The sequence below is a fragment of the Chelatococcus sp. GCM10030263 genome (genome assembly GCF_042666455.1).
In the GTDB taxonomy this organism is placed as follows: Bacteria; Pseudomonadota; Alphaproteobacteria; order Rhizobiales; family Beijerinckiaceae; genus Chelatococcus.
This window is the reverse complement of the sequence record NZ_JBHTDB010000004.1, coordinates 80,866-106,378: the sequence shown is the minus strand read 5'-3', so window position 1 is coordinate 106,378 and position 25,513 is coordinate 80,866. Positions and strand designations below refer to the sequence as shown.

The following is a 25,513-nucleotide window of genomic DNA, read 5'->3' as shown; positions in this document are numbered from 1 at the left end:
CACCCCTCACCCCACCCCATAAGGGCGAGGGGCAAGCTGGGCACGAGGAGCCAGGCGGTGAAAGGTGCTGCCAACCGCCCTCGCGTCGCGACTGACATGGAAACCCGATGAGCCAGTGGCTCGGCTATATCCCCCTGATGCTCGAGGGCGCGCTGGTGACGATCGAGCTCACCGTGCTCGGCTCGGCGCTCGCGCTTGTCATGGCCTTCCTCGGGGGGCTCGGGCGTTTGTCGCCGAACCTGGCCGTGCGGGCGCTCGCCACCGCCTATATCGAGTTCTTCCGCGGGACTTCGATCTTCGTCCAGCTTTTCTGGGCCTATTTCGTGCTGCCGCTCTTCGGGCTCACGTTGACGCCGCTGCAGGCAGGCGTTGCCGCGCTCGGGCTCAATGTCGGCGCCTATGCCGCCGAGGTGGTCCGCGGCGCGGTCAAGTCGGTCGGCCGAGAACAGCACGAGGCCTGTGTCGCCCTTAATCTCACGCGCTGGCAGTGTCTCCGGCACATCATTCTGCCGCAGGCTTTCGTCGTCATGCTGCCGACCTTCGGCAACAATGCCATCGAACTCCTCAAAGGATCAGCGGTCGTCTCGCTCATCTCGCTCGGCGACCTGACCTTTCAGGCACAGGTGGTGCGCTCGCAGACGGGCAGCACGATGGTGCCCTTCGTCACCAGCCTGATCATCTATTTCGCCATCGCCTCCGTAATCTCGGCCGGGGTGCGCGGGCTCGAGCGGCGCCTGACGCGCGGCCTCGACGGCGTGAGGGCCTAGAGCATGGATTGGGATTGGGCCTTCGTTCGCGAGATCCTGCCGACGCTTCTCGAAGGCGTGAAGCTGACCATTCTGGCCACCTTGCTCGGCGCGGCCGTCGCCGCTGTCATGGGCCTCGTTTTCGCGCTCCTGCGGCGCTCGCGGAACCGCCTGGTGGCGCGCACCACCGCCTTCCTCGTCGAATTCGTACGCGGCACACCGCTGCTCGTGCAGCTCTATTTCCTCTTCTATGTACTGCCGGACCTCGGCATCCTGCTCGCGCCGCTGGTTGCCGGCGTCATCGGGCTCGGCCTGCACTACGGCACCTATATGGCCGAGGTCTATCGGGCCGGCATCGAGAACGTGCCGCGCGGCCAGTGGGAGGCCGCCAAGGCCTGCAATCTCACCACCACCCAGACATGGGTGCATGTGATCCTGCCCCAGGCTATTCCACCGATGATCCCGGCCTGTGCCAATTATTTCGTCGCCATGTTCAAGGAGACGCCGCTGCTCTCTGCGATCACGGTGCTCGAACTCATGAACCAGGCGCGCAGCGTCGCCAATTTCAACTATCGCTATCTTGAGCCGATCACCCTCGTCGGCGTGTTCTTCCTCATCATCAGCCTCGTGTCGGTCGTGGCGCTGCGCATGCTCGAGCGCCGCTTCGGACGGATCGGCTGACGGGAGCCCTTCATGCAGATCGACATCCAGCGGGCCGGCACGACACCACGCCTCGACGACAGACCGATCGAGAAGCGCATCGGGCTCGTCATTCTCGCCACCGACCACACGACGGAGGTCGATTTCCAGCGGATGGTCGCCAGCGAACGGATCGGGCTCTACACCGCCCGGATCGCCTATGCGAATCCGACTACCCCCGAGAACCTCAAGCGCATGCAGCCGCGGCTCAGCGAGGGCGCGAGCCTCATTCTGCCGGACGAGCCGCTCGATGCCATCTGCTATTCTTGCAATTCGGCCTCGGTCGTGATCGGCGATGCGGCGGTCGCGGCGGCGATTGAAGCCGCCAAACCCGGCGTGCCGGTGGTGACCCCGCCGCTCGCCGCTGTCGCCGGGCTGAAAGCGCTCGGCGTCAGGCGCATCAGCGTGCTGACGCCCTATACGGTCGAGACGAGCCGCCCCATGGCCGCCTATTTCGCGGGTCACGGTTTCGACATCGCGCGCTTCACCTGCCTCGGCTTCGATGACGACCGCGCGATGGCGCGCATCGGCCCGGCCTCTCTCGTCGAAGCGGCGGTCGAGGCGACGGCGGCGGATTCCGACGCGCTCTTCATCGCCTGCACGGCGCTGCGGGCCGCGGGCGCCGTGCCGGCCATCGAGCGCGCCATCGGCCGGCCGGTCGTCTCGAGCAATCTCGCGACCGCCTGGCAATGCCTTGGGCTGTGCGGCGAGACCGCGCCACGACCGGAGTCGGGGCGGCTGATGAGTTTGCTTGGGCGGACAGCGGACACGCCTGATCCCTCCCCTCAAGGGAGAGGATCGCTCGCCGTCGCGCCAGACGGTCACGGCGAGGGCTCGCCATGAGCCGCGTCACCCTCGCCGACATCGAGGCAGCGGCGCGCCGGATCGCCGGTCGCGTCTTGCGCACTCCGGTCGTCGCCTCGCCGAGCCTGACTGCGCGCTACGGCGCGCCCATCCTCCTCAAGATGGAGCAGCGGCAGACGACCGGCAGCTTCAAGCTGCGCGGTGCAACCAATGCGCTGCTGTCGCTGACGGCGGAGGAGAAGGCACGCGGGGTCGTCGCCGCCTCGACCGGCAATCACGGCCGCGGCCTCGCCCATGCAGCGGCGGCCGAGGGCGTGCGCTGCATCGTCTGCATGTCGGCGCTGGTGCCGACCAACAAGGTCGAGGCCATCCGTTCGCTCGGCGCCGAGATCCGCATCGTCGGGCGCTCCCAGGACGATGCGCAGGTCGAGGTGGACCGGCTCGTCGCTGAGGCGGGCATGACCATGGTGCCGCCCTTCGACCAGGCGGCGGTCATCGCCGGCCAGGGCACGATCGGCCTCGAAATGGTCGAGGACGTCCCGGATGTGGAGACGATCCTCGTGCCGCTCTCGGGGGGTGGCCTTGCCACCGGCATCGCCGCCGCCGTCAAGGCTCTACGGCCGTCCGCCCGCGCCATCGGTATCTCGATGGAACGTGGCGCTGCCATGCAGGCGAGCCTCGCCGCCGGCAAGCCGGTGCAGGTCGAGGAGCTGCCGACCCTGGCCGATTCACTCGGCGGCGGCATCGGTCTCGACAACCGCCATACCTTCGCCATGGCGCGCGACCTGCTGGATGAGGTGGTGCTCCTGAGCGAAGAGGAGATCGCCGCCGGCATCGCGCATGCCTATGCCGAGGAACGCGAAATCGTCGAAGGCGCCGGCGCCGTCGGCATCGCCGCGCTTCTTGCGGAAAAGATCAGCAGCCCGGCCGGACCGACCGTCGTCGTCCTCTCCGGACACAATATCGCCATGGACCTGCACCGCCGCATCATTTGCGGCGAGACCCTGACGGGAGATGCGCCTTGCCCCGCATGACCGTGCTCACCGAAGCGGACCTCCGCCGGATCGTACCGCTCGACGCCGATGTCGTCGCCTGCGTGGAGGAGGCTTTCGTCGCGCTCGCGACGAAGGCGGTCGCCATGCCGCCGATTCTGCGCCTCGACATCCCCGAGCACAACGGCGAGGTCGACGTGAAGACCGCCTATGTGCCTGGTCTCGACGGCTTCGCCATCAAGATCAGTCCCGGCTTCTTCGACAATCCGAAGATCGGCCTGCCGAGCGTCAACGGGCTGATGACGCTTTTCTCCGCCCGCACCGGTTTGGTCGAGGCGCTCCTCCTCGACAACGGCCATCTCACCGATATCCGCACGGCGGCGGCCGGCGCGGTCGCGGCGAAGCATCTTTCGCTGCCGGACGCTTCCGTTGCCGCCATCATCGGCGCGGGCGTGCAGGCGCGCCTGCAGCTCGAAGCACTCATGCTGGTGCGCCCCATTCGCGAGGCGCGGATCTGGGCACGCGATCGCACCAAGGCCGAGGCTGCGGCGGCCGAGCTGCGGAATAAGCTGGGGATCGACGTCTTGGTGGCGGCGACGGCCGAGGCCGCCGTCAGCGGCGCCGAGATCGTCGTCACCACCACGCCCGCGAGCAGTCCCCTCATCAGCGCCGAATGGCTCGCCCCCGGCCAGCACGTGACGGCCATGGGCTCTGACGCCGAGCACAAGAACGAGCTCGACCCGGGCGTCATCACCCATGCCGATCTCTATGTCGCCGACAGCCTCGCCCAGGTGCGCCGGCTGGGCGAACTGCATCACGCGATCGCCGCCGGCCGCGTTGCGGCGGACGCCGCCTTCCCTGAGCTCGGCGCGGTGATCGCTGGGCGAGCGCCGGGGCGCCCCTCGCCCGCGGCGATCACCGTCTGCGACCTCACCGGCACCGGCGTGCAGGACACCGCAATCGCCACCCTCGCCGCCGCGCGTGCCCGCGCTGCGGGCGTCGGAGCCCCCTTCGAGAGCTGACACGAGAGAACAATGATCGAACCGAAGCTCAATTTCACCCGCGCCGAATATGGCGAGCGCCTGGCCAAGACGCGCGCTGCCATGGAAAAGCGCGGCATCGACCTGCTCGTCGTCTCCGACCCCTCCAATATGGCCTGGCTCACGGGCTATGATGGCTGGTCGTTCTACGTGCACCAATGCGTGCTCGTGCCGCCCGATGGCGAGCCGATCTGGTATGGCCGCGCGCAGGACGTGAACGGCGCCAAGCGCACGGCCTATCTCGCCCACGACAATATCGTCGGCTATCCCGACATCTACGTGCAGTCGACCGAACGCCACCCGATGGACCTTCTGTCGCGCATCATCGAGGAGCGCGGCTGGGGCCGCTCCGTCATCGGCACGGAAATGGACAACTACTGGTTCTCGGCGGCGGCCTTCGCCTCGCTGCACAGCCATCTGCCGCATGCCCGCTTCGTCGACGCGACCGCGCTCGTCAATTGGCAGCGCGCCGTGAAGAGCGACCAGGAACTCGACTATATGCGCCGCGCCGCACGCATCGTTGAAGCGATACATCGGCGCATCGTGGAGAAGGTCGAGCCCGGCATGCGCAAATGCGATCTCGTGGCGGAGATCTACGATGCCGGCATTCGCGGCGTCGACGGCTTCGGCGGCGATTATCCGGCGATCGTTCCGCTTCTCCCGTCCGGTGCGGATGCCTCCGCGCCACATCTCACCTGGGACGACAAGCCCATGCGCTCCGGCGAAGGCACTTTCTTCGAGGTCGCCGGCTGCTACAATCGCTACCACTGTCCGCTATCGCGCACCGTTTTCCTGGGCAAGCCGACGCAAGCCTTCCTGGATGCGGAAAAGGCCGTGCTTGAAGGCATGGAAGCGGGGCTCGAAGCCGCTCGCCCGGGCAATACCTGCGAAGACATCGCCAATGCCTTCTTCGCCGTGCTCAAGAGATACGGCATCGTCAAGGATAACCGCACGGGCTATCCCATCGGCTTGAGCTATCCGCCGGATTGGGGTGAGCGCACGATGAGCCTCCGGCCGGGCGACCGCACCGTCCTCGAACCCGGCATGACCTTCCATTTCATGACCGGGCTTTGGCTCGAAGACATGGGGCTCGAGATCACCGAGTCGATCGCGATCACCGACAGCGGGGTCGAATGCTTCGCCGATGTTCCGCGCCAGCTCTTCGTGAAGGCGTGACGCTCCGATGAATATGATGACGATGCTGCCTCCCTCACCCGTGGCGCCGACGGTGAACTTCGACCGGGACGGCGTCCAGCACGGTTTCCTGCGGCTGCCCTACAGCCGCGATGATTCCGCCTGGGGATCGGTGATGATTCCGATCACCGTGGTCAAGAACGGTTCGGGCCCGACGGCGCTCCTGACGGGCGCCAACCACGGCGACGAATACGAGGGGCCGATCGCGCTCTTCGACCTCGCGCGGACGTTGAAGCCGGAACAGATCACCGGCCGGGTGATCATCATCCCGGCCATGAATTATCCGGCTTTTCGGGCGGGCACGCGCACGTCGCCGATCGACCGCGGCAATCTCAACCGGAGCTTCCCGGGCAAGCCGAACGGAAACGTGACGGAGAAGATCGCCGATTACTTCACGCGCTATCTGCTGCCGCTGACCGACGTGGTGCTCGACTTCCATTCGGGCGGCCGGACACTCGACTTCCTGCCCTTTGCGGCTGCGCATATTCTGCCCGACAAGGCGCTGGAAGCGCGCGCCTTTGCCGCCGTCGCGGCCTTCGGCGCCCCCTATTCCACGCGCATGCTGGAGATCGACTCGGTCGGCATGTACGACACCACCGCCGAGACCATGGGCAAGGTCTTCGTGACGACCGAGCTCGGCGGCGGCGGCACGAGCCGCGCCGAGACCGTGCGCATCGCCAAACGGGGCGTCGCCAATCTCCTGCGCCATTCCGGCATCCTGACAGGTGCCGCCGAGCCGGTCACGACCCGCTGGCTCGACATGCCGTCGGGGGAGTGCTTCAGCTTCGCCGAGGACGAGGGGCTCATCGAGCCCTGCGTCGATCTCGGCGAGGGGGTGCGACGGGGCGACGTACTCGCCCGCATCCATCCGGTCGGTCGTACCGGGCTCGCCCCGCTGGAGTGCCGCGCCACGCTCGACGGCCTGTTGGCGGCACGGCATTTTCCCGGCCTCGTCAAGGCCGGCGACTGCATCGCCGTCATGGGCACGCTCGACGACTAGCCGCCTGCGGCACCCGAGACCCTAAATCTCGACGGTAATATACGCGCCGTCCACGGTGACGGGCACGGTTTCAGCCACATAGGGGCCAGCGACGAGGCGCTCGCCGGGCTCCACCTTGACGGTGTAATTGCGTGTCTTGATGCGCTCCGGCTCGCACCAGGACTGGCCGGTGCGGATGTCGAATTCCCAACCGTGCCAGGGACAGCGAATGACCTCCCGCGCATGCGAGAGCCGATATTCGCCGGGGCGGTTCGACTCGATCAGCCCCGTCACAGCGCCATGGCAGAGACTGCCGCCCTCATGCGGGCATCGGTTGTGCAGGCCGAAGAATTCGCCGCCGAGATTGAAGATCGCGATCGGGCGGCCCTTGGCGTAGACGAGCTTGCGCGTGCCCGGCGGAATCTCGTCGAGCCTCGCGACGATGCATTTGATCATTGCTTGACCTGTCCACCCGTGCCGAAAACGCGATGAGCATTGTCCGTGAGAAACAGCCGACGCTGCTCGTCGGATAGTTTGTTCAGAGGCATGACATGCATCGGATCGTCAAAATCCCAATGCGGATAATCCGATGCGAAGCACACACGATCCCAGCCCATCCAGTCGATCGTCTCGAGCAGTTGCTCGCGCCGATCCGGCTCCTCGATCGGCTGGGTGCTCACCCAGACCTGCTGGCGGATGTAGTCCGACGGAAGGCGCTTCAGATGCGGCGTCTCACTCTTGAGCCGTATCCAATGCTTGTCGAGCCGCCACATGAAGNACGCCTTCGAAGATCAGGCTCGCGACGACGGCCTGGGCCGTCGCCGACTGGGCATGCATCTCCTCGATGTAATAGGACGGCCAGCCATTGGCTGTGTAGGGATAGGCGCCCTGGCCGAAGGAATGGATGCCGACCGCGAGATCGTGCCGGGCCGCGGCTTCGTAGATCGGCCAGTAGCGCTTCTGCCCGAGCGGTTCGGCCGTGCGCGCCAGGAGCAGGACCTGCACGAAATTCGGATCACCGGCGCGCCGCTCGATCTCCTCGACCGCCGCCGATGCATCGTCGTAAGGCACCACGATCGAGGCTTTCAGGCGCGGCTCCTTCGAGGTCCAGGTCTCTACCTGCCAGTCGTTCACCGCGCGGCAATAGGCGGCCGCCAGACCGGGATTGAGAAAGCCGCTCGGGCCCATGGGTGTCAGGATGCCGAGCTCGACATTATCGGGATCGAGATGCTGGCGCTGCATGAGCGCGAGATCGCTGCCCGCCCTTCCGCCGTCTTCAGGCCAGGCATCGCGGCGCGAAGCCTCCGGTTGACTGCCGGGATAAGGCGTCCCCTTTTCCACGCCATGGCGATAGCGTGTCCCGTATTCCTCCAGGAAGGTCTGCCAGCGCCGTTCGAGATAGGGATAGAGATCCTTGTGCGAGTTCCAGCGCGGATGAATATCCACATCCACCACGGGATATCGAAACTTCGCAGCCGCCGAAGGCGTATCTGTCTGGCCGATGATCGTCTTGTCGTGCACGTTCATGGGGAGACCTCCTGCAGCCGTTTGTAGGTTTCGAGAGGATTGTCTCTCCCGATCTTCTTGACGAGATCGGGAGAGAGCCCCTCCGGAACAGCATCCGTTCCGTCGAACTGCCAATGCGGATAGTCGGTCGAGAAGAGCAGCAGCCGGTCCGACCCCATGTGGTCCATGAACCGTCCGAGCTGATCGGGATGGGGCGGTCCGTCCACCGGCTGCAAGGTGAAGCGGACATGCTCCTCGACGATCTCCGAGGGCCTGCGCTTGACCCAGGGGACCTCCCACCGCAAGCCCTGCCAGTATTTGTTGAGGCGCCAAATGCTGGCCGGCAGCCAGGTGAAGCCGGATTCGATCAGCACCACCTTGAGCGTCGGAAAACGGTCGAACACCCCCTCACAGATGAGGCTGGCGAGTGCACCCTGGAAAGCCTGCGCCTGGGCCACATAGTCTTCCGTGTAGTAGGTCGGCCAACCAATGACGGTCGGGGGGTGGCGATACATGCTGCCGGCGTGGATGCCGACTGCCAACCCGTGGCGTTCCGCCGCTTCGTAGATCGGCCAGTAGCGTCGGCGGCCAAGGGGCTCGTCGGTCAGAACGGGCAATAGCACCTGCACGAACCGCCGATCGCCCGCCCAACGCTCGATCTCGGCAACGGAGAGCTCCGGGCTCTGCAGCGGGAGGACGATGGAGGCGCGCAGGCGCGGCTCCCGGTCGAGCCACTCGCGCGCCAACCAACCGTTGATCGCCTGGGCGATGGCAGCCGCCATGTCTTCGCTATGGACGAGATAAGCCCCGTAAAGGCAATTGCAGATCGCGGCGCTCGTCTGCCATGGATCGAGCGCCTGGGTGGTCAGCTCCTGCAGGTTGATCCCGGCCTTCACTTCCGCCGAATTCTGGTAGACGCGACCGGAAATACTTTCCTTGCTGCGCCAGTCGGGCCTGGCGGTGATAGGCGCATTGGCCGGATAAGCCGTGGAATCGAGCTCATGCATGCCGCGCTGGGTGAGGATTTCCGCCCAAGGTTCGGGTAGATGCGGCATCAGCGCCGCAATCCCCGGCACCGCCGGATGGATGTCGCAATCGATAACCCCGGTCGGCAGCATGCCCGCCCTCCAATTCCTATGGATGCAGCTGTATGCAGACATATATTAAACGGCCGAAATGTCAATGAGACCGGACATTTGCGGCTTGATGCCCTCGAAGCTGAGCGGTACGACGCCGACGTCGCGGCGCGCACTGATCGAACCGCGTCGGCCTGCTCGATGATGCCGCAGGCCCGCGGGCGAAACTGCCCTCGATGTGACGCGAAGTGGACCGCGGCCGCGCTAGGCGGCCGTCCGGCCCTGGGCCGCGATCATCGCTTCCGCGCTATATGTCTCGCCATGCGCCAGGAGCTCCGGCGTTCCGACGAGGGCGTTCAAGCCGTTGAAGTCGAGCATACGGTCGCGGAAGGCGTCGGTGGAACCGCTGCCGACCATGGTGCCATAGAAGTCGGTCAGCTGTTTGGCGATCGCACGCACGGCTCCGCCGGGGAAAATGGCGAGCGAGAAGCCGATGGATTCGAGATCGGCGAGCGGCAGAACCGGCGTGCGCCCGCCCTCGATCAAATTGACCATGAGCGGCTTCATGGCACCGAGCCGCGCCACCGTCCCGCGCATCTGCGCGACATCCTGCAGCGCCTCGACGAAAATAACGTCTGCCCCCGCCTCGGCATAGGCCTCGGCGCGATCGAGCGCCCGCTCGAAGCCTTCGATGGCGATCGCATCGGTTCGGGCGATGATCAGCATCTCCTGGCGCGCGTCGCAGGCCGCCTTGATCTTCCCCACCATTTCCGGCTGGGAAATCACCGACTTTCCTGCAAGATGCCCGCAGCGCTTCGGCAAGGTCTGGTCTTCGAGCTGGATGGCATTGGCGCCTGCGCGCTCGAAGGTGCGCACGGTGCGTTGCACGTTCAGCGCGTTGCCGAAGCCGTTGTCGCCATCGGCGATCAGCGGGACTTCGACCCGCTCCCTGATCGCCGTGATGATCTGCGCCACCTCCGTCATATCGACGAGACCGAGGTCCGAGCGCCCGAAGCGGGTATAGGCGATGCTCGCGCCCGAGAGATAGACTGCGCGCGCGCCGCATTGCTGGGCGATGAGTGCCGAAAGCGCATCATACACGCCTGGCGCCAGCAGCAGCCGCTGCTCCGCCAGCATGGCCTTGAGAGACGACATGACTGATCTCCTGCAGTTGGATGAGAGGGCAAGCGCCGTTCAGGCCCCTCCCGGCACCGACGGCACAGGCCCGACAGTCGCTTCACTTCGGAATTTTGGACAGAAGCTCCTTGATGCGCGCCTCTTCATCCTGCGCATATTTCGTCACCTCTTGGGCCGTCATGTAACGGACCTGGAAACCCAGCGCCTTGATCTTTTCCTGCTGATCCGGCGCTTCGACGATCTGCTTGATGCCGTCGCTCAGGGTTTGCACCATCGCGTCAGGTACGCCGGCCGGGAAAGTAAAGCCGCGCGAGACGCCGGAATAGATCGGAAAGCCGAAGGACTCCGCCGTCGGCACATCGGGTGCGAAGGGGCTCTTTTCCTTCGCGAAGACCGCGAGGAGGCGCAGGCGCCCCGCCGCGATCTGCGTGAGGAAATCGCCGACGCTACCCTGCTGGGCATCCACGTTGCCGCCCAGCAGCGTGTTGAGTGCCATGCCGGAATCGTTGTGGAAGATGGGCGTGAAGGTGACGTCGGCAGCCTGTTCCACGGCGATCACATCAAGGTGCTCCCGCCCGCGTGGGCTGCCCACTGCGACAGTCAGCTTGCCGGGATTGGCCTTCGCCGCCGTGATCAGATCCTGGAAAGTCTTGTATGGGCTCTCCGCCCGCACCGCGATGGCGCCGGGATCGAAGATGAAATTGGCGATCGGCTTGAAACTCGACAGATCGAACCGTGCCTGACGTGACTTGTCGAGATAGAGCGTCGCAAAATTCGGCAGTGAGAGGATGCCGAATGTGTAACCATCTGCGGGCGCGTCGGCGATCGTCTGATAGGCGATCTGCGTGCCGGCACCGGGCTTGTTGACGATCTGGAAACGACTTCCACGAAACTGCTTCTCGAACGCCTGCGCCACAAGCCGCGCCGTCAAATCCTGCCCGCTTCCTGCTGCGGACCCCACGACGATCTGAACGATCTTTCCCGGTTCTGGATATGTCGACTGGGCCGCTGCCGTGCCGGAGCCCGCCAAGGCGAGCGCCAATGCCCCGCATAAAACTCCGCTCGTCCGTTTTACTCTGGAAGTGATGGTCGTCATGAGGCGTTTCCTTTCTTGTTCGGCGTCAGCCAGTTCAGCTGGCTGATCTATTGGGTCGGTTTCGAGCCGATCTTGTTTATTCACGAGCGTCTTGCGAACACCCCGAGCTGCGTCCTTTGGCCGGGCTTGTCAGTCCTCCGCTTGGGCGAGTTGGCCACGCACGCGCACGAGGCCGCTCCGCCGCCACAGGGGAAGCGTGAAGATGAGCAGCGCCAGAACAAGGAGCGTGGACGACAAGGTGCTGCCGAACAGGATCGTCACGTCGCCGCGCGATATGCTCAGCGCCTGACGCACGGCTCCCTCCATCATCGGGCCGATAATGAGCGTGAGCGCCACGGGCGCGAGCGGAAATTCGAGCTTCTGCAGAATATATCCGGCGATGCCGAACAGGATCATCACCCAGACGTCGAACACGCTGTTGTTGACGAGGTAGGTGCCCAGACAGATGAACAGCACGATGATCGGCGTGAGAATACGCGATGGGATCTGCAGGATTCGCACCCACATGCCGATCAGCGGCACATTGAGAAGCAGGAGAATGAAATTACCGACGATCATGCTGGCGATGATCGGCCAGACGATCTCCGGATGCTCCTCGAAGAGCAGCGGCCCCGGCGCCAGACCGTTGATGATGAAGGCGCCAAGCAGAATGGCGACGCTTGGGGAACCCGGAATCCCCAAGGTGAACAAGGGGATCAACGCAGCATTGGCATGGGCGTTGTTGGCCGTCTCCGGCCCGGCAACCCCCTGGATCGCCCCCTTCCCGAACAGTTCCGGGCGTTTTGCGCAAGCCTTCTCCACCCCATAGGAGACGAAGGATGCGAGCGCCTGGCTCGTGCCCGGAATGAGGCCGAGCAGAAAGCCGAGAAGCGTGCCGCGAGCGATCGCTCCGTTCGAGTCCTTCATGTCCTGCCTGGAGGGATAGATCTTCTTCAGATCGCTGCGATTGAGCGTCGGCGGAGGCTTTTCGGCGCTTCGCAAAACCTCGCTCAGCCCGAAGAGGCCCATGACGACGGGCACGAAATCGAGGCCGCCGAGGAGCGGCACCAAGCCGAGTGTGAAGCGGGGCGACCCCATGGTCGGATCGGTGCCGATGGTGCCGAGCAGGAGCCCGAACACCGCCATGATCAGGGCCTTCAGCATCGATTCACCCGCGAGAAAGGTGAGTGTTGCGAGGCCGAGCAGCATCAGCGCGAAGAACTCCGGCGGCCCGAAAGCGAGTGCCAGCTGCGCGAGGACCGGCGCGAGCAGCACCAGCCCGAACACGGCAACGGTGCCGCCGATGAACGAGCCGATCGCCGCGATGGACAACGCGATCCCGGCACGCCCCTGCCGCGCCATGGCATGGCCGTCGAGCATGGTGGCGACCGAAGCGACTTCCCCCGGCACGTTCATCAAGACCGTGGTGATCGTTCCGCCGTAATAGCTGCCATAGAATATTGCGGCGAGCATGATGATGGCGCCGGTGGGCGGCAGGCTGTAGGTGAGCGGCAGCAGGATCACCATGCCGCCGGCCGAACCGATGCCGGGCAAGACCCCCACGAGCGTGCCGATAAGGCAGCCGATCAGTGCGTATAGGAGATGTTCGGGGGTGAGCGCGATGCCCAATCCGATCATGAAATCGTAGAGGACATCCACCGGCTGCCCCTACAATCCGATGAAACGAAGAAGGCCGCCCGGTGCCGCCGGCAGATAAACCCCGAGCCACTTCTGGAACACGAATCCGACACCGAAGCTGCCGCCCAAGGCAATGGTCAAAGCCGTGGGAAAAGCACGGCACCCATTGACGACGAGCAGGACGAACAGCACGCCGAACATCGTCAAAGCAAAGCCGATACGCTCGACCAAGAGCGCGAAGCCGGCGATGCTGGCGAGCGTGACACCCGCTTGGATGAGGGCCTTCGGCGGGGCCAAGAGACGCTCGGAAAAGCGGATCGGCTCGCCCCGAAACGACTGCGCCAGGACGAGGAACGCAAAAGCGGCGAGCAGCAGGCCCGCGCAGAACGGAAAGAAGCCGGGTCCCGGGCCAAGACTGCCATAGAGCGTCAGGCCATAAGCCGTCCAACAGACCCACAGGCCGAGAACGAGGAAAAGGAACGTGACAAGGCGATAGACGGCAATGGCAATCGGATCGGCCTCGGTCTTGCGGAACTCGCGACTATCGGGCTCGCCCGGCAGGTTCCCCCGCAACGCCTCGTCGCTTCCGCGTGGCATCGCCGTCATCGTTTCCTCCGTTCGAGGCACTTTGGTGGCCGTCGATTACGATGATCAAAGGTCTCAAATGCAGCAGTGTCAAGGGGTATGCACTTGTGTGCAGCCGGGTTTTACCTTCCGTGCGCACGGGCCAGGCGCCTTGATCAAGGCGCAGAAGCCGGCTTGCGCATTCTATCCGCGGTCCGAGACGGGCCCATGCGTCATCAGGATGGCCGAGCGCATTCTGCCCTGAAGCGGCCCAAGGGTCGCGTCTCTCGCAATGATTGAGCTGGTCGGAATTAGATTAAGCTGAACCGAAGGCGCTTGTTTTCATTCGCCTCGGTAGTATCGCTTTTCACGCGAAGTCCAGTCGCCGGGGCTGCTGCAATCCGGCGAACGCGAATCGTCCGAGAGCGGGGTGTCTGACTTATGCACGGCCCCGGCCCGTTCACCGAATCGATGCCGGATCAAGCGACGAGCCTATCCGCCGACAGGGCGGCATGCGTGTCGAGGCTGAGATCGGAATGATCCCGCGGCCGACTATCGAGGTTGAGAATGCCGCGCCGTTGATGGCGGATGATGCCTCAACCTTTCGCCTTCCTGGGCGATCTGTGCAACGCGAGGATTTCTCCGACGAGCCCACGCCGGAACAGGCAGACGGCGAGAACGAAGATGGCGCCCTGAATGACGAGCACCCATTCGCCGAGCCCGGCGAGATAGTTCTGCATGGTCACGATCACGGCGGCGCCGACCGCGGGGCCGACCACCGTGCCCATGCCGCCCACCAGCGTCATCAGCACCACCTCTCCGGACATCTGCCAGGTGACGTCGGTGAGCGAGGCGAGCTGGAAGACGATAGTTTTCGTGGCCCCGGCGAGCCCGGCGAGCGCCGCCGAGAGCACGAAGGCCACGAGCTTGTATTGATTGACCTTGTAGCCGAGCGAGATGGCGCGCGGCTCGTTCTCGCGGATGGCCTTCAGCACCTGCCCGAAGGGCGAGTGAATGGTGCGATAGATGATGGCGAAGCCTATAAGGAAGATCGCCAGGACGACGTAGTAGAGGTTGATATCCTGGCTCAAGTCGACGAGCCCGAACAGCGCCCCGCGCGGCACGCCCTGCAGCCCGTCCTCGCCGCCGGTGAAGGGCGCCTGCAGGCAGAAGAAGAAGAACATCTGCGCGAGCGCCAAGGTCACCATGGCGAAATAGATGCCCTGCCGGCGGATGGCGAGGAGGCCGGTGACGAGGCCGAGCACCGCGGCGAAGGCGACACCGGCGAGGATGCCCAGTTCCGGCGTCAATCCGAAGCTCTTCACCGTGTAACCACAGATATAGGCCGCTCCGCCGAAGAACATGGCATGGCCGAAGGAGAGCAGGCCGACATAGCCGATGAGCAGGTTGAAGGCGGTGGCGAAGAGGGCAAAGCACAGCACCTTCATGAGAAAGACGGGATAGATCGCGAAGGGCGCCGCCAGCAGCGCGGCGAGCGCAATCACGCCGCCGAGATAGGACAGCTTGATCGAGGCGCTTTGCGCGCCCGGAGAGACTGCGGATTTATGTGACGTGGCGAGCATCGGCATTCTCACTTGACGGTGCCGAACAGCCCGGCGGGCTTCAGCATGAGCACGATGGCCATGACGACGAAGATCACCGTCGAGGAGGCTTCGGGGTAGAACACCTTTGTCAGGCCTTCGACGAGGCCGAGACCAAAGCCGGTGACGATAGCGCCCATGATCGAGCCCATGCCGCCGATCACCACCACGGCGAAGACAACGATGATGAGGTTCGAGCCCATGGTCGGGCTCACCTGATATGCGGGCGCCGCCAGCACGCCGGCGAGCGCCGCGAGCCCCACGCCGAAGCCATAGGTGAGCGTGACCATGCGTGGCACGTCGATGCCGAAGGCCTGCACCAGATCGGGCCGTTCGGTGGCGGCGCGCAGATAGGAGCCGAGCTTGGTCCGCTCGATGATGAACCAGGTCAGGAGGCAGACGGCGAGCGAAAACACCACGACCCAGGCGCGGTAGTGCGGCAGGAACATGAAGCCGAGATTGGTGCCGCCGGGCAGCGGATTGTTGTAGGGCAGGCCCGATGAACCGTATTGGCGCCGGAAGATGCCCTCGATGATCAAGGCCAGGCCGAAGGTGAGCAACAGTCCATAAAGATGGTCGAGCTCATAGAGCCGCCGCAGCAGCGTTCGCTCGATCGCCATGCCGAGGACGGCGACCACGACCGGCGCGATCACCAAGGCGCCCCAATAGGGCACGCCGGCATAGTTCAGGAGCATCCAGGCGCCGAAGGCGCCCATCATATATTGGGCGCCGTGGGTGAAGTTGATGACGTTCAGCAGGCCGAAGATCACCGCGAGCCCGAGACTCAGCATGGCGTAGAAGGCGCCGTTGATCAGGCCCAGCAGGAGCTGGCCAAACAAGGCCTGCGGTGCGATCCCTAACAGATCCAGCATCAGCGTTCAGTTCCCCTTGGAAGAGCCGCTAATCCCGGCATCAGACGCCGAGAAAAGCCTCGAGCCGCGCCGCGTTCTTCGCGATCTCATCGTTCGGCACCATGTCCACCACCCGCCCGTGCTCCACGACATAGTGGCGGTCGGCGACGGTGGAGGCGAAGTGGAAGTTCTGCTCGACCAGCAGGACGGTGAAGCCCCTGGCCTTCAGCGTGCGGATGATGTCGCCGATCTGCTGCACGATGACCGGTGCGAGCCCCTCCGTCGGCTCGTCGAGGAGGAGAAACTTCGCGCCGGTGCGCAAGATCCGGGCAATGGCGAGCATCTGCTGCTCTCCCCCCGACAGCTTGGTGCCCTGGCTGTCCCGCCGCTCCTCGAGCCTCGGGAACAGCGCGTGAATCTCGTCGAGCGCGAGCCCGCCCGGCTTGATCACCGGAGGCAGAAGCAGATTTTCCCGCACGGAGAGCGAGGAAAAGATGCCCCGCTCCTCCGGACAAAAAGCAACTCCCAGGCGGGCGATCCGATTGGGCTCGAGCCTCACGGTCTCCGTATTCTCGTAACGGATGGAGCCGCTGCGTTTGCGTAAGAGCCCCATGACGGCCCGCATGGTCGTGGTCTTGCCCGCGCCGTTGCGGCCGAGCAGCGTCACGACCTCCCCGCGATGCACCTCGAAAGCCATGCCGTGCAGCACGTGCGATTCGCCGTAATGGCCGTGCAGATCGCGCACGCAGAGGAGCGCGCCGTCCTTCGCCTCAGCCATGGCCGGTCCCCATATAGGCTTCGATCACCTGCGGATTGCGTGAAACCTCCGCGTAAGGCCCCTCGGTCAGGATCTCGCCGCGGGCAAGCACCGTGATCATGTCCGACAGGTCGGCGACCACCTTGAGATTGTGCTCGACCATCAACACGGTGCGATTGGCCGATACGCGCCGGATCAGTTCGGCGGTGCGAGCGATGTCTTCGCGCCCCATGCCAGAGGTCGGCTCATCGAGCAAGAGCATCTCCGGGTCGAGCGCCAATGTCGTGGCGATCTCCAGCGCGCGTTTGCGCCCATAGGGCAGTTCTGCCGCATCATGCCCGGCATAGGCGGCGAGGCCCACCTCCTCCAAAAGCTCCATGGCGCGGTCGTTCAGCGTGCTCAGCGAGGTTTCGGAACGCCAGAAGTGGAAGGACGTGCCGACCGGACGCTGCAGGGCGATGCGCACGTTCTCCAGCACCGTCAGATGCGGGAAGGTCGCGGAAATCTGGAAGGAGCGGACCATGCCGAGCCGCGCTACATCAGGCGGCTTGGTAAGCGTGATGTCGCGCCCGTTCAGCCGGATGGTGCCGCGCGTCGGCTCGAGAAATTTCGTGATCAGATTGAAGCAAGTGGTCTTGCCCGCGCCGTTCGGTCCGATGAGAGCATGGATGGTGTGCCGGCGGATGCGCAGGTCGACGTCCTTGACCGCGGCAAAGCCCTTGAATTCCTTGGTGAGGCCGGTGGCTTCGACGATCAGCTCACCACCGCCGGCTCCGATCGTCTGCGAAGAACTCGACATCATCTCGCTCCAGATCGCGACGTCACGGTACGGTTGCGCCGGCATCCACCGTCCAGGCGGCACCGTTCACATGCGCAGCCTCCGCCGAGAGGAGGAAAGCCACGACATTGGCGACGTCCTCCGGCCGGCCGTAGCGCGCCGACCCGGCCCGCTTGATGCCGCCGCTCTGCTCGGCCTGGGCATCGAGCGCGCGGATCATCCGCGTCTCGACGGGGCCCGGCAGCACGGCATTCACCCGGATGGCCGTGCCGGCCACGTCGAGAGCGGCAACGCGGGTGAGGCCGAGAACGGCATGTTTGGTCGCCACATAGCCCGCGAGCCCTGGCCGACCCCGGACGGCCGAGGTCGAGGCCGTGTTCACGACGGCCCCAGTCCCGCGCTTGCACATACGGGCGAGCACATGTTTGAGGCCGAGGAACACGCCCTTGGCATTGACGGCCAGCAACCGGTCGAAGACATCTTCGGGATAGTCGAAAATGGGCGCGATGACACCCTCGATTCCGGCATTGTTGGCGAAGGCGTCGATCGGCCCGAGGCGTTCTTCGGTAGCCTCGACGAAAGCCTCGACATCGGCGCTGCGCGAGACATCCGCCCGGAGGAAGAGGGCGCGCCGTCCTGCAGCCTCGACGAGGCGTGCCGTTTCCGCGCCGAGGCTCTCGTCCAGATCGACGACGGCCACATCGGCACCGCCGGCGGCGAGGCGGAGCGCGATGGCCCGGCCGATGCCACCGCCGCCACCTGTGACCAGCGCTACGCTCACAACTTCACCAGCGAGCAGCCGCCCTCGTTCAGGGGACGCCAGACCTGCTCGGCCGGAATGGTCTTCACGACGTTATAGTAGTCCCAGGGGTATTTGGACTCGGCCGGCGTCTTCACCTGGAACAGATACATGGGGTGGATCTTGCGGCCGTCGACGCGAATGCTGCCCTTGCCGAACAACGGATCGTCCGTCGGCAGTTCCTTCATCTTGGCAACGACGGCGGCGCCATCCGCGCTGCCGCCGGCGGCATCCACGGCGCGCAGGTAGTGAAGGACGGAGGCATAGGCGCCGGCATGCAGCGCGCTCGGATAGCGTCCGTCATTGCGCGGGGCGAAGCGCTTCGTCCAGGCGCGGGTGTCATCATTGAGGTCCCAGTAGAAGGCCTCGGTGAACTGCAGCCCCTGGGCCACCTCGAGGCCGAGCGAATGAACATCCGTAATATAGAGAACGGTCGCCACAAGGCGTTGGCCGCCAGAGGTGATGCCGAACTCCACCGCCTGCTTGATGGAATTGATGGTATCGCCGCCCGCATTAATGAGGCCGATCACCTCAGCTTGCGACGACTGCGCCTGCAGCAGGAATGACGAGAAGTCCTGCGTGTTGAGGGGCGCCCGCACGCCGCCGATGACCTTGCCGCCGTTGCGCGCGACGACGTTTTTGACGTCCTGCTCCATGGCGTGGCCGAAGGCGTAGTCGGCCGTCAGCGTGAACCAGGTCTTGCCGCCGGATTGCACGACCGCGGTGGCGGCACCTGTCGCCAGCGCATAGGTATCGTAGGTCCAGTGGATGGTATTGGGCGAGCAGGCCTTGCCTGTCAGGTCGGAGGACGACGGGCCGGAGGCCAGCATCACCTTGTTCTTCTCGCGGACGATATTGCCGACCGCGAGCGCCACGGCGGAATTGGGCACGTCGACGATGACATCGACGCCCTCCTGGTCGATCCATTTGCGCGCGATCGAGGCCGCCACATCCGCCTTGTTCTGATGATCGGCGCTGAGGATCTCCACCTTCAAGCTCTTGCCGGAGGCACTGAAATCCTCGGCCGCCATCTGGGTCGCAACAACCGAACCCTTTCCCGTCACATCGGCATAGAGGCTCGAAATGTCGGTGAGCACACCGATCTTCAGCGGTTTGGCGGCCTGCGCCCAGGCGATCGGCGTGGCGGCCGTGAGCGCGAAAGCACTCGCCGCGGCCGAAAGAAAGCTCCGGCGGTCACAGGTATAGCCGATCAGTCCGCGCCCTTTGCTATTGTCCGTCCTCATCTGAAAGTCCTCCCATTTGTTTTTGACCTGGCGGGCCGTGCGCACCAGCGACGGCACCACAACGACCATTCAAGGAATGAGGCGCTTGAGGAGGCGCCGATCCTCCACGGCGAACCCGCCGCCATAGACATCGGAGACCATGAACTGCGCCGAGAGGATCTCCGGCTCGAGCTCGGTCAGCGGGTCGTATTGGCTGGGGTGCAGCTTCATGGTGACGCGACCCGGCACCGGCGCCGAATAGGCGAGCGGCGTGCGCCGGTAGACGACATCCGCATAGGCCGTCTCCAGGCGCTCGGGATGGGGGAGACGCCGCACGTGGATCTCGCCGCCCGGCTGTTCGGCGCCGTCGACGAGCCGCACCAGCGGCGCGGAGCTATCCGGCGTGAAGGAGAAATCGGCGAGCTGGACGCCACGCCGGTTGACCCCGCCTTCGATGGCGCCGTTCGCCGCTTCGTCGAAGCGGTAGGTGCAGTCCTTCTTGGTATAGCCGAAGAGCTCGCGCCCCGCCGCAATGCCCATCGGGTCGCTGCAATACATGTAGATATGCGTCTGGGTGAACAGGTCCTCGTAGCGCACCGCGACGGTGACCATCAGGTCGAACATGCGGCCCTGGTGGAGCGAGAGCGTATGCCCGGGCGATGCCATGAAGCGAAAGGCGACGCGGTCGTTGACGAGCTCGAAGGGCGTGTCGGCGAGGAGGGCGGCAACCTTCTTCTGGTCGACGCGCGTCATCACCTCCAGCGTCCGCAGCGCGCATTCCCACTCCACCGGATAGGCCGGCGAATAGGGCGGGTTCACGCCGCTGTTCGGATGCATTTCGTAATCGCCAAACATCTTGTCCACTGTCGTGATCTCCCACAGCCGGCCGCGTTACCGGCCGAATTCCTTGAGCTTCAGGCGAATTGCGTCGCATACTCCCTGGAGGCGGAGCTCTCGGCGTTGGCCAGGAGCGCCCGCTCGGCTTCCGCCACATCGGTGATGCCGCAGAGCGCCATCGTCAGATCGAGTTCCTTGCGCAGAAGCTCCAGGCAACAGGTGACGCCCGCCTCGCCGAGCGCGCCGAGGCCGTAGAGAAAGGCGCGGCCGATCATCACGCCTTTCGCACCGCGGCCGAGCGCCTTCAGAACGTCCTGCCCCGAGCGGATGCCGCCGTCGAACAGCACCTCGATGCGCTCGCCGACCGCATCTGCGATCCGCGGCAGCATGGCGATGGACGACGGCGCACCGTCGAGCTGGCGCCCACCATGATTCGACACGATAAGTGCATCGGCGCCAGTGGCGGCGGCGATCCGGGCATCCTCAACATCGAGAATGCCCTTCAGGATGAGTTTGCCGTCCCAGAGCCGGCGCAGCCAGCGCACGTCGTCCCAATTGAGCGTCTGGTCGAACTGGGCATTCACCCAATGGGCGAGCGAGGAAACGTCCTCCACCCCGTCCACATGGCCGACGATGTTCCGAAATGTGCGGCGCTTGGTGCCCAGCATCGCCAAGCACCAGCTGGGCTTGGTGGCGAGATTGGCGAGGTTGCGCAAGGTGGGCTTGGGCGGGGTCGAAAGGCCGTTCTTGATATCCTTGTGGCGCTGACCCTGGACCTGCAAATCGAGGGTCAGGACGAGAGCCGAACAATTGGCAGCGCGAGCCCGGCCGACGAGTCGCTCCATGAAAGCGCGGTCCTTCATCATGTAGAGCTGGAACCAGAACGGTTGCGTCGTATGCTCGGCCACATCCTCGATCGAGCACACGCTGACGGTCGACAGCGTGAAGGGCACGCCGAACCGCTCGGCAGCGCGCGCCGCCAAAATCTCGCCGTCGGCCCATTGCATGCCGGCGAGGCCGGTGGGCGCGAGGGCCACCGGCATGGTGACCGGCTCGCCGAGCATGTGGGAGCGCTGGTTGCGCGCGGCGATGTTCATCCCGACGCGCTGGCGCAGCTCGATCTTTGTGAAATCCGCTGAATTGGCCCGGTAAGTCGTCTCGCTCCACGAGCCGCAATCCACGTACTCGTAAAACATGCGTGGCACGCGTCGTGCCGCCAAACGGCGCAGGTCTTCGATGCTGGTGATCGTGGCGCGCGAGGATGTCACTGAGCCGTCCGTGTCGTTTCCAGATCCGATGCTGCCTTGCCGGCGAGGCGACGGCTTGCGCCGTTCATGTTTCGTATTTTGCGTCCAATGTACGTTTCGGTTAAAAGGCATTCGATAGGCGATGTCAAGCCAGATGCGTCGCCAGCTTACTTGCCGTGGTACCGCGGCGTCGGTTAGGCGATAGGGGCTTGAAGGCAGAATGTCGGCGGCAGCCAACGGGAGAAGCGACAGGACCATGAAGCAGGCCCAATCGGTTGCTCGGAAAACCGGCGAAGCCGACACGGCAGGCTCTCTGCAGGAGCGTATCTACCGGCTGCTGAGGGGGATGATCGAAGACGGTCAGATCAAGGCCGGTGAGCGCCTCCTCGAGGCAGAGGTGGTGCGCGCGTTCGGCATCAGCCGCTCTCCCGCACGGCAGGCATTGAAATGGCTGTGCCGCGACCGCCTCGTGGAGGAGCTACCTGGGCGCGGTTACCGGGTCTCTGGCGCGTACGAGGAGGTCGAGAGCGCGGGGCTCGCCGTGCTCGATCCCGTCAAGATATCGGCCCCACGGCAATGGGAGCGGATGTACAAGGAGGTGGAGCAGGAACTGTTCGTGCGAACCTTGTTCGGTTCGGTCCGGCTCAATGAGCTGCGTCTCGCCCAGCATTTCGAGGTGAGCCGAACGGTGACCCGCGACCTTCTCGCGCGCATGCACGGTGTCGGGCTGATCGCCAAGGACAGCGCCGGCCATTGGATGGCGGAGAAGATGACGCCGGATCGCATCCGGCACCTCTATGAGATGCGCGCCTTGCTCGAACCGCCGGCGCTGCTCAAGGTTGCACCCATCGTTCCGCCGGAGCACCTGCACGCGATGCGGGCGCATATCCTCGCGGTATGGACCAAGAAGCCCCTCGAAAGTGTCGAATTCGACGCCGTCGAAAAAGAACTTCACATCGACATGCTGGGACTATGTCCCAACGAGGAAATCCTGCGCGCGCTGCGCCGCACCCATCTCCTCTTCGGCCCGACGCGTTACCTGTTCGATCCCATCCTCGGCATCCCGATCGAGCTCATCGAGGCGGCGCTCGGGGAGCATCTCGCGATCATCGACTTTCTTCTCGCCGGCCAGCCGGATGAGGCAGCGCGCGCGCTGCATGTCCACCTCGACGACGCCGTGGACCGCTGGCTCATGCGTTTCGAGATCACGACACGCACCGACCCGCTGCAGTGTCCGCCCTACATCACACAGATCTAGATCTCGCACCAATGTCGCTGGCCAATTCGAGAGGCTCATCGCCCTCCCCCACTGGAGTTAGTGCATGCCCGCCAGCGTCATCCTTGCAGTGATTTCTCCCAGATGAGATCTTGATTACTAAGTAGGGATATCAACATGCCGCTATTTATTCGCGACGAGGACGTGAGCGCCATGGCCGAGGAGTTGGCGCGGCTCACGCATGCGCGCAGCAAGACCGAGGCCGTGCGTGCCGCGCTCCGCCACGCGCTGGATCGTACCCGCGCGAAGGTGCCCGTCGGTGACCGGCTGGCCAAAATTCATGCGAAGGCCGCGACGATCGGGCTTCCGAATCCTGACTTCGATATGAAGTCGTATAGCGACAAGATGGGGGGCGACGCCTGATATTCGTCGCCCCCGGTGCTGATGGTGGCGTGGGGATGCTGCCGGCTCGCCAAGGGCCGGCCCAAGGCCTAAAGCCCCAGCAATGCTTTCGCCGTGCCGCCGGCCACCTTGGCGCGGATCTCGTCGCTGAAGGACTCGACGCTCAGCACATGCTGCACGGGGTCATAGTCCGCCATGTCGTAGGGATAGTCGGTGCCCATGACGATCTTGTCCGGGCCGTAGACCTTCACGAGATATTCGAGCTGGTGGGGCGTGAAGACCACCGTGTCGAAATAGACGCGGCGCAGATATTCGCTCGGCGGCCGCGGCAACCCGCCGTTCGAGTCCTTGCGTGCGCCCCAGGCATGGTCGATGCGCCCGGAATAGCCCGGCAGGTAGCCGCCGCCGTGCACGGCGAGCAGCTTTAGGCGCGGATGCCGCTCCAGCACGCCGTCGAAGATGAGATAGTGCAACGCCACCGTGGTCTCGAGCGGGTTGCCGATAATATTGCTGAAGTAGAAGCGCTTGAAGCGCTCTCCATCGGTGAAGCCGTTCGGGTGAATCATCACCAGCGCGCCGAGTTCTTCGGCCTTCGCGAAGACCGGCTCGAATTCCGGCGAGGACAGCTCCCGGCCGTTCACATTGGTGAGGAGCTGGACGCCCTTGAGACCGAGCTCTTTGACGCAGCGCTCGAGTTCGCCGGCCGCGGAGCCGGGATCCTGCAGAGCGAGTGTGCCGAGGCCCGCGAAACGGTCCGGGCGACGGGCGACGAAAGCGGCCATGCCGTCATTGACCATGCGGTTGGCAGGCACGCCGTATTCGGCATCGACCGTGTAGTAGCACTGATGCGGCGGCGGAGCGACCACCTGGATGTCGATGCCGAGCTTGTCCAGCACCTTCAGCCGGTCGTCCATGTCCACCATGGTCGTTGTACGATCCTGCTCCTGGCGTTGGTTGATCGCGCGCGTCTCCTCATTCGAGAAGCGGACCATGGCGATCTTGCTCGGGTCGAGATGGGGAGCCACGAAGCTGTGGGCCTCCGGCACGCCGGCATGGGCGTGAATATCGATCGTCGTCGTGGTCAGCCGGGCCGGCTTCGGCGATGGCGCCCGGGCGGACGTCGGCCCGTAACGGTTGACATTGCCGCCCAGCGTTGCGGCGTCGATCATGCTGTGGTCCATAAGAATTTCTCCTGGCGGAATACCGCATTCGGCGGCGGCACGGTCGAAGGGGCAAGACGGGCGGCAGAACCTGCCTGCCGCCCGCCGGCCTCACATGTTCTTCTTCTTCCATTCGGCGACGTCGGCGGCCACCGCATCGCGAGAGAAGTCATTGGCTGGCCCAATGAAGGAGTCGTCGAGGAAGGTCGCCGGGTCGATCTCCTCCTTCAGCTCGCCGATCTTGACGAGCGGCGGCTGCACGGTTTTCCAGATATCGGGCTGGACATCGCCCAGCCGCTTCGTGACGGAGTAGCCGAGCACGATGGACGCATCGAGGAACTGCTGGCCGAAATCGTCCGTCGGCCATTCCTCGGGAACGGCCTTCTTCAGCATCGCGGCGAGCGCCTTGGGGTCGATCTTGGCGACCTCCATGCCCTTCGAATAGGCGCGGAAGAAGCCTTCGAGCGGCTTGCGCAATTCGTCCACCCGATCGGCGGCGGCAACGAAGGAATTGGCGGGCTGCTCCTTCATCTCGTCCGGCGTGATGAGCCGGATCTTCATGCCCGCCGCCTGCAGCGACAGCCAGTCGGGCGTGGCGCCCGCGATCGCCGCGACACGGCCACTCCTGAGCGCCATCGCCATGGTCGGGCCTGCTTCGCCTACGACGACGGTGTTCACGTCCGAGACGGGGACGCCCTTGTAGTTAAGCGCGACGGCGAGCGTGGCGTGGTCACGGTCGCTGACGAGGCCGACCGTTTTGCCCTTCAGGTCGGCCACCGATTGAAGCGGGCTGTCGGCGAGCACGGCGACGCCCTCGGGCGCGGTCTGGTGGGCCTCGTAAAGAACTTTGATCTTGATGCCGGCCTGCACGGCCTGGAAGGTCTGCGGCGCGTCGAGCATGGCGAGCTCGGCCTGCCGGTTCTGCAGAAAAGCGACATAGGGCACGGTGGTCGCGGAGGGCAACAGGTTCACCTCGACGCCCTCTTTGGCGAAATAGCCGAGCGCCTCGCCGGCGACGATCGGATAGAAATTCGCCGAGCGTGGCAACGGCATGATGATGTTGATCGTGCGTAGCTTCTGCGCGTCGGCCGGACTCGTGCCGGCCGGCAGGATCAATACGGCGAGCGCCGCCGCCGCGAGGCCGGCGGTGACCCGGCCGGCAAGGAATGTCACCCTGTTGAGCATGGCAGTT

Annotated in this window: 27 protein-coding genes; 9 read left to right on the top strand and 18 right to left on the bottom strand. The window is 64.8% G+C overall.

Features of this window, described 5'->3' with window-relative positions; translation table 11 throughout:
• The first annotated feature begins 107 nt into the window (after positions 1-107).
• Genes ehuC through doeB form a run of 7 tightly spaced genes read left to right on the top strand, consistent with a single transcriptional unit; the run spans position 108 to position 6,475 of the window.
• Entirely contained in the window at positions 108-767 is a 660-nt protein-coding gene (gene ehuC, locus ACFQU1_RS09810) for an ectoine/hydroxyectoine ABC transporter permease subunit EhuC (protein WP_378131869.1), read from the top strand.
• Positions 768-770: 3 nt separating this feature from the next.
• Positions 771-1,427, top strand: coding sequence for an ectoine/hydroxyectoine ABC transporter permease subunit EhuD (ehuD, locus tag ACFQU1_RS09805; RefSeq protein WP_378131867.1), 657 nt, complete (start codon positions 771-773; stop codon positions 1,425-1,427).
• 12 nt (positions 1,428-1,439) lie between these two features.
• Positions 1,440-2,288: an ectoine utilization protein EutA gene (eutA, locus tag ACFQU1_RS09800; protein ID WP_378131865.1), complete on the top strand. Its 849-nt coding sequence runs from the start codon at positions 1,440-1,442 to the stop codon at positions 2,286-2,288.
• On the top strand, positions 2,285-3,283 hold the full coding sequence (eutB, locus tag ACFQU1_RS09795; protein WP_378131863.1) for a hydroxyectoine utilization dehydratase EutB: 999 nt from the start codon (positions 2,285-2,287) through the stop codon (positions 3,281-3,283). Before eutA ends, eutB begins: the two co-directional genes overlap by 4 nt.
• A complete protein-coding gene (gene eutC / locus ACFQU1_RS09790) occupies positions 3,271-4,263 on the top strand; it encodes an ectoine utilization protein EutC (protein WP_378131861.1) in 993 nt (330 codons plus the stop codon). The genes eutB and eutC overlap by 13 nt, the downstream gene beginning before the upstream one ends.
• Positions 4,264-4,278: 15 nt before the next feature.
• Complete coding sequence (doeA, locus tag ACFQU1_RS09785) at positions 4,279-5,457, top strand: ectoine hydrolase DoeA (RefSeq protein ID WP_378132099.1); 1,179 nt, start codon at positions 4,279-4,281, stop codon at positions 5,455-5,457.
• 16 nt (positions 5,458-5,473) lie between these two features.
• Positions 5,474-6,475, top strand: coding sequence for a N(2)-acetyl-L-2,4-diaminobutanoate deacetylase DoeB (doeB, locus tag ACFQU1_RS09780; RefSeq protein ID WP_378132097.1), 1,002 nt, complete (start codon positions 5,474-5,476; stop codon positions 6,473-6,475).
• Positions 6,476-6,496: 21 nt separating this feature from the next.
• Here the strand turns inward: doeB and ACFQU1_RS09775 are convergent, their stop codons facing one another.
• The 16 genes from ACFQU1_RS09775 to ACFQU1_RS09700 all read right to left on the bottom strand — a co-directional run bounded on the left by ACFQU1_RS09775 (position 6,497) and on the right by ACFQU1_RS09700 (position 21,492).
• The gene (locus tag ACFQU1_RS09775; protein WP_378131859.1) at positions 6,497-6,910 is read right to left on the bottom strand and encodes a Rieske (2Fe-2S) protein; all 414 of its coding nucleotides are present in this window, start codon (positions 6,908-6,910) and stop codon (positions 6,497-6,499) included.
• Positions 6,907-7,227: an amidohydrolase family protein gene (locus ACFQU1_RS09770; protein ID WP_378131857.1), complete on the bottom strand. Its 321-nt coding sequence runs from the start codon at positions 7,225-7,227 to the stop codon at positions 6,907-6,909. Before ACFQU1_RS09770 ends, ACFQU1_RS09775 begins: the two co-directional genes overlap by 4 nt.
• Positions 7,187-7,981: an amidohydrolase family protein gene (locus ACFQU1_RS09765; protein ID WP_378131854.1), complete on the bottom strand. Its 795-nt coding sequence runs from the start codon at positions 7,979-7,981 to the stop codon at positions 7,187-7,189. The genes ACFQU1_RS09770 and ACFQU1_RS09765 overlap by 41 nt, the downstream gene beginning before the upstream one ends.
• Complete coding sequence (locus ACFQU1_RS09760; protein ID WP_378131852.1) at positions 7,978-9,078, bottom strand: amidohydrolase family protein; 1,101 nt, start codon at positions 9,076-9,078, stop codon at positions 7,978-7,980. Before ACFQU1_RS09760 ends, ACFQU1_RS09765 begins: the two co-directional genes overlap by 4 nt.
• Before the next feature lie 222 nt (positions 9,079-9,300).
• Positions 9,301-10,191, bottom strand: a complete 891-nt coding sequence (locus ACFQU1_RS09755) for an oxaloacetate decarboxylase (protein ID WP_378131850.1) — start codon at positions 10,189-10,191, stop codon at positions 9,301-9,303.
• 82 nt (positions 10,192-10,273) lie between these two features.
• Positions 10,274-11,269, bottom strand: coding sequence for a Bug family tripartite tricarboxylate transporter substrate binding protein (locus ACFQU1_RS09750; RefSeq protein ID WP_378131848.1), 996 nt, complete (start codon positions 11,267-11,269; stop codon positions 10,274-10,276).
• 129 nt (positions 11,270-11,398) lie between these two features.
• Entirely contained in the window at positions 11,399-12,907 is a 1,509-nt protein-coding gene (locus ACFQU1_RS09745; RefSeq protein ID WP_378131846.1) for a tripartite tricarboxylate transporter permease, read from the bottom strand.
• A 9-nt stretch (positions 12,908-12,916) separates the two neighbouring features.
• The gene (locus ACFQU1_RS09740; protein WP_378131844.1) at positions 12,917-13,492 is read right to left on the bottom strand and encodes a tripartite tricarboxylate transporter TctB family protein; all 576 of its coding nucleotides are present in this window, start codon (positions 13,490-13,492) and stop codon (positions 12,917-12,919) included.
• A 554-nt stretch (positions 13,493-14,046) separates the two neighbouring features.
• Positions 14,047-15,033: a branched-chain amino acid ABC transporter permease gene (locus ACFQU1_RS09735; protein ID WP_378131842.1), complete on the bottom strand. Its 987-nt coding sequence runs from the start codon at positions 15,031-15,033 to the stop codon at positions 14,047-14,049.
• 8 nt (positions 15,034-15,041) lie between these two features.
• A complete protein-coding gene (locus ACFQU1_RS09730) occupies positions 15,042-15,923 on the bottom strand; it encodes a branched-chain amino acid ABC transporter permease (protein ID WP_378131839.1) in 882 nt (293 codons plus the stop codon).
• Positions 15,924-15,963: 40 nt separating this feature from the next.
• On the bottom strand, positions 15,964-16,680 hold the full coding sequence (locus tag ACFQU1_RS09725) for an ABC transporter ATP-binding protein (protein ID WP_378131837.1): 717 nt from the start codon (positions 16,678-16,680) through the stop codon (positions 15,964-15,966).
• Positions 16,673-17,458: an ABC transporter ATP-binding protein gene (locus tag ACFQU1_RS09720; RefSeq protein WP_378131835.1), complete on the bottom strand. Its 786-nt coding sequence runs from the start codon at positions 17,456-17,458 to the stop codon at positions 16,673-16,675. Before ACFQU1_RS09720 ends, ACFQU1_RS09725 begins: the two co-directional genes overlap by 8 nt.
• 22 nt (positions 17,459-17,480) lie before the next feature.
• A complete protein-coding gene (locus ACFQU1_RS09715) occupies positions 17,481-18,218 on the bottom strand; it encodes an SDR family NAD(P)-dependent oxidoreductase (protein ID WP_378131832.1) in 738 nt (245 codons plus the stop codon).
• Positions 18,215-19,480 carry an ABC transporter substrate-binding protein gene (locus tag ACFQU1_RS09710; protein ID WP_378131830.1) on the bottom strand — a complete coding sequence of 422 codons (1,266 nt, stop codon included), beginning with the start codon at positions 19,478-19,480 and terminating at the stop codon, positions 18,215-18,217. Before ACFQU1_RS09710 ends, ACFQU1_RS09715 begins: the two co-directional genes overlap by 4 nt.
• A 69-nt stretch (positions 19,481-19,549) precedes the next feature.
• The gene (locus ACFQU1_RS09705) at positions 19,550-20,314 is read right to left on the bottom strand and encodes an acetoacetate decarboxylase family protein (protein ID WP_378132095.1); all 765 of its coding nucleotides are present in this window, start codon (positions 20,312-20,314) and stop codon (positions 19,550-19,552) included.
• Positions 20,315-20,373: 59 nt separating this feature from the next.
• Positions 20,374-21,492, bottom strand: a complete 1,119-nt coding sequence (locus tag ACFQU1_RS09700) for an L-lactate dehydrogenase (protein ID WP_378132093.1) — start codon at positions 21,490-21,492, stop codon at positions 20,374-20,376.
• A 307-nt stretch (positions 21,493-21,799) separates the two neighbouring features.
• Here ACFQU1_RS09700 and ACFQU1_RS09695 point away from each other — a divergent pair, with 307 nt between their 5' ends.
• Positions 21,800-22,801: a GntR family transcriptional regulator gene (locus ACFQU1_RS09695; protein ID WP_378131828.1), complete on the top strand. Its 1,002-nt coding sequence runs from the start codon at positions 21,800-21,802 to the stop codon at positions 22,799-22,801.
• A 135-nt stretch (positions 22,802-22,936) separates the two neighbouring features.
• Positions 22,937-23,182 carry a type II toxin-antitoxin system VapB family antitoxin gene (locus tag ACFQU1_RS09690; protein ID WP_378131826.1) on the top strand — a complete coding sequence of 82 codons (246 nt, stop codon included), beginning with the start codon at positions 22,937-22,939 and terminating at the stop codon, positions 23,180-23,182.
• A gap of 68 nt (positions 23,183-23,250) precedes the next feature.
• On the opposite strand, the gene ACFQU1_RS09685 is transcribed toward ACFQU1_RS09690, so the two are convergent.
• The gene (locus ACFQU1_RS09685) at positions 23,251-24,342 is read right to left on the bottom strand and encodes an amidohydrolase family protein (protein WP_378131824.1); all 1,092 of its coding nucleotides are present in this window, start codon (positions 24,340-24,342) and stop codon (positions 23,251-23,253) included.
• Between the two features lie 90 nt (positions 24,343-24,432).
• Entirely contained in the window at positions 24,433-25,506 is a 1,074-nt protein-coding gene (locus tag ACFQU1_RS09680) for an ABC transporter substrate-binding protein (RefSeq protein WP_378131821.1), read from the bottom strand.
• Positions 25,507-25,513: the final 7 nt, after the last annotated feature.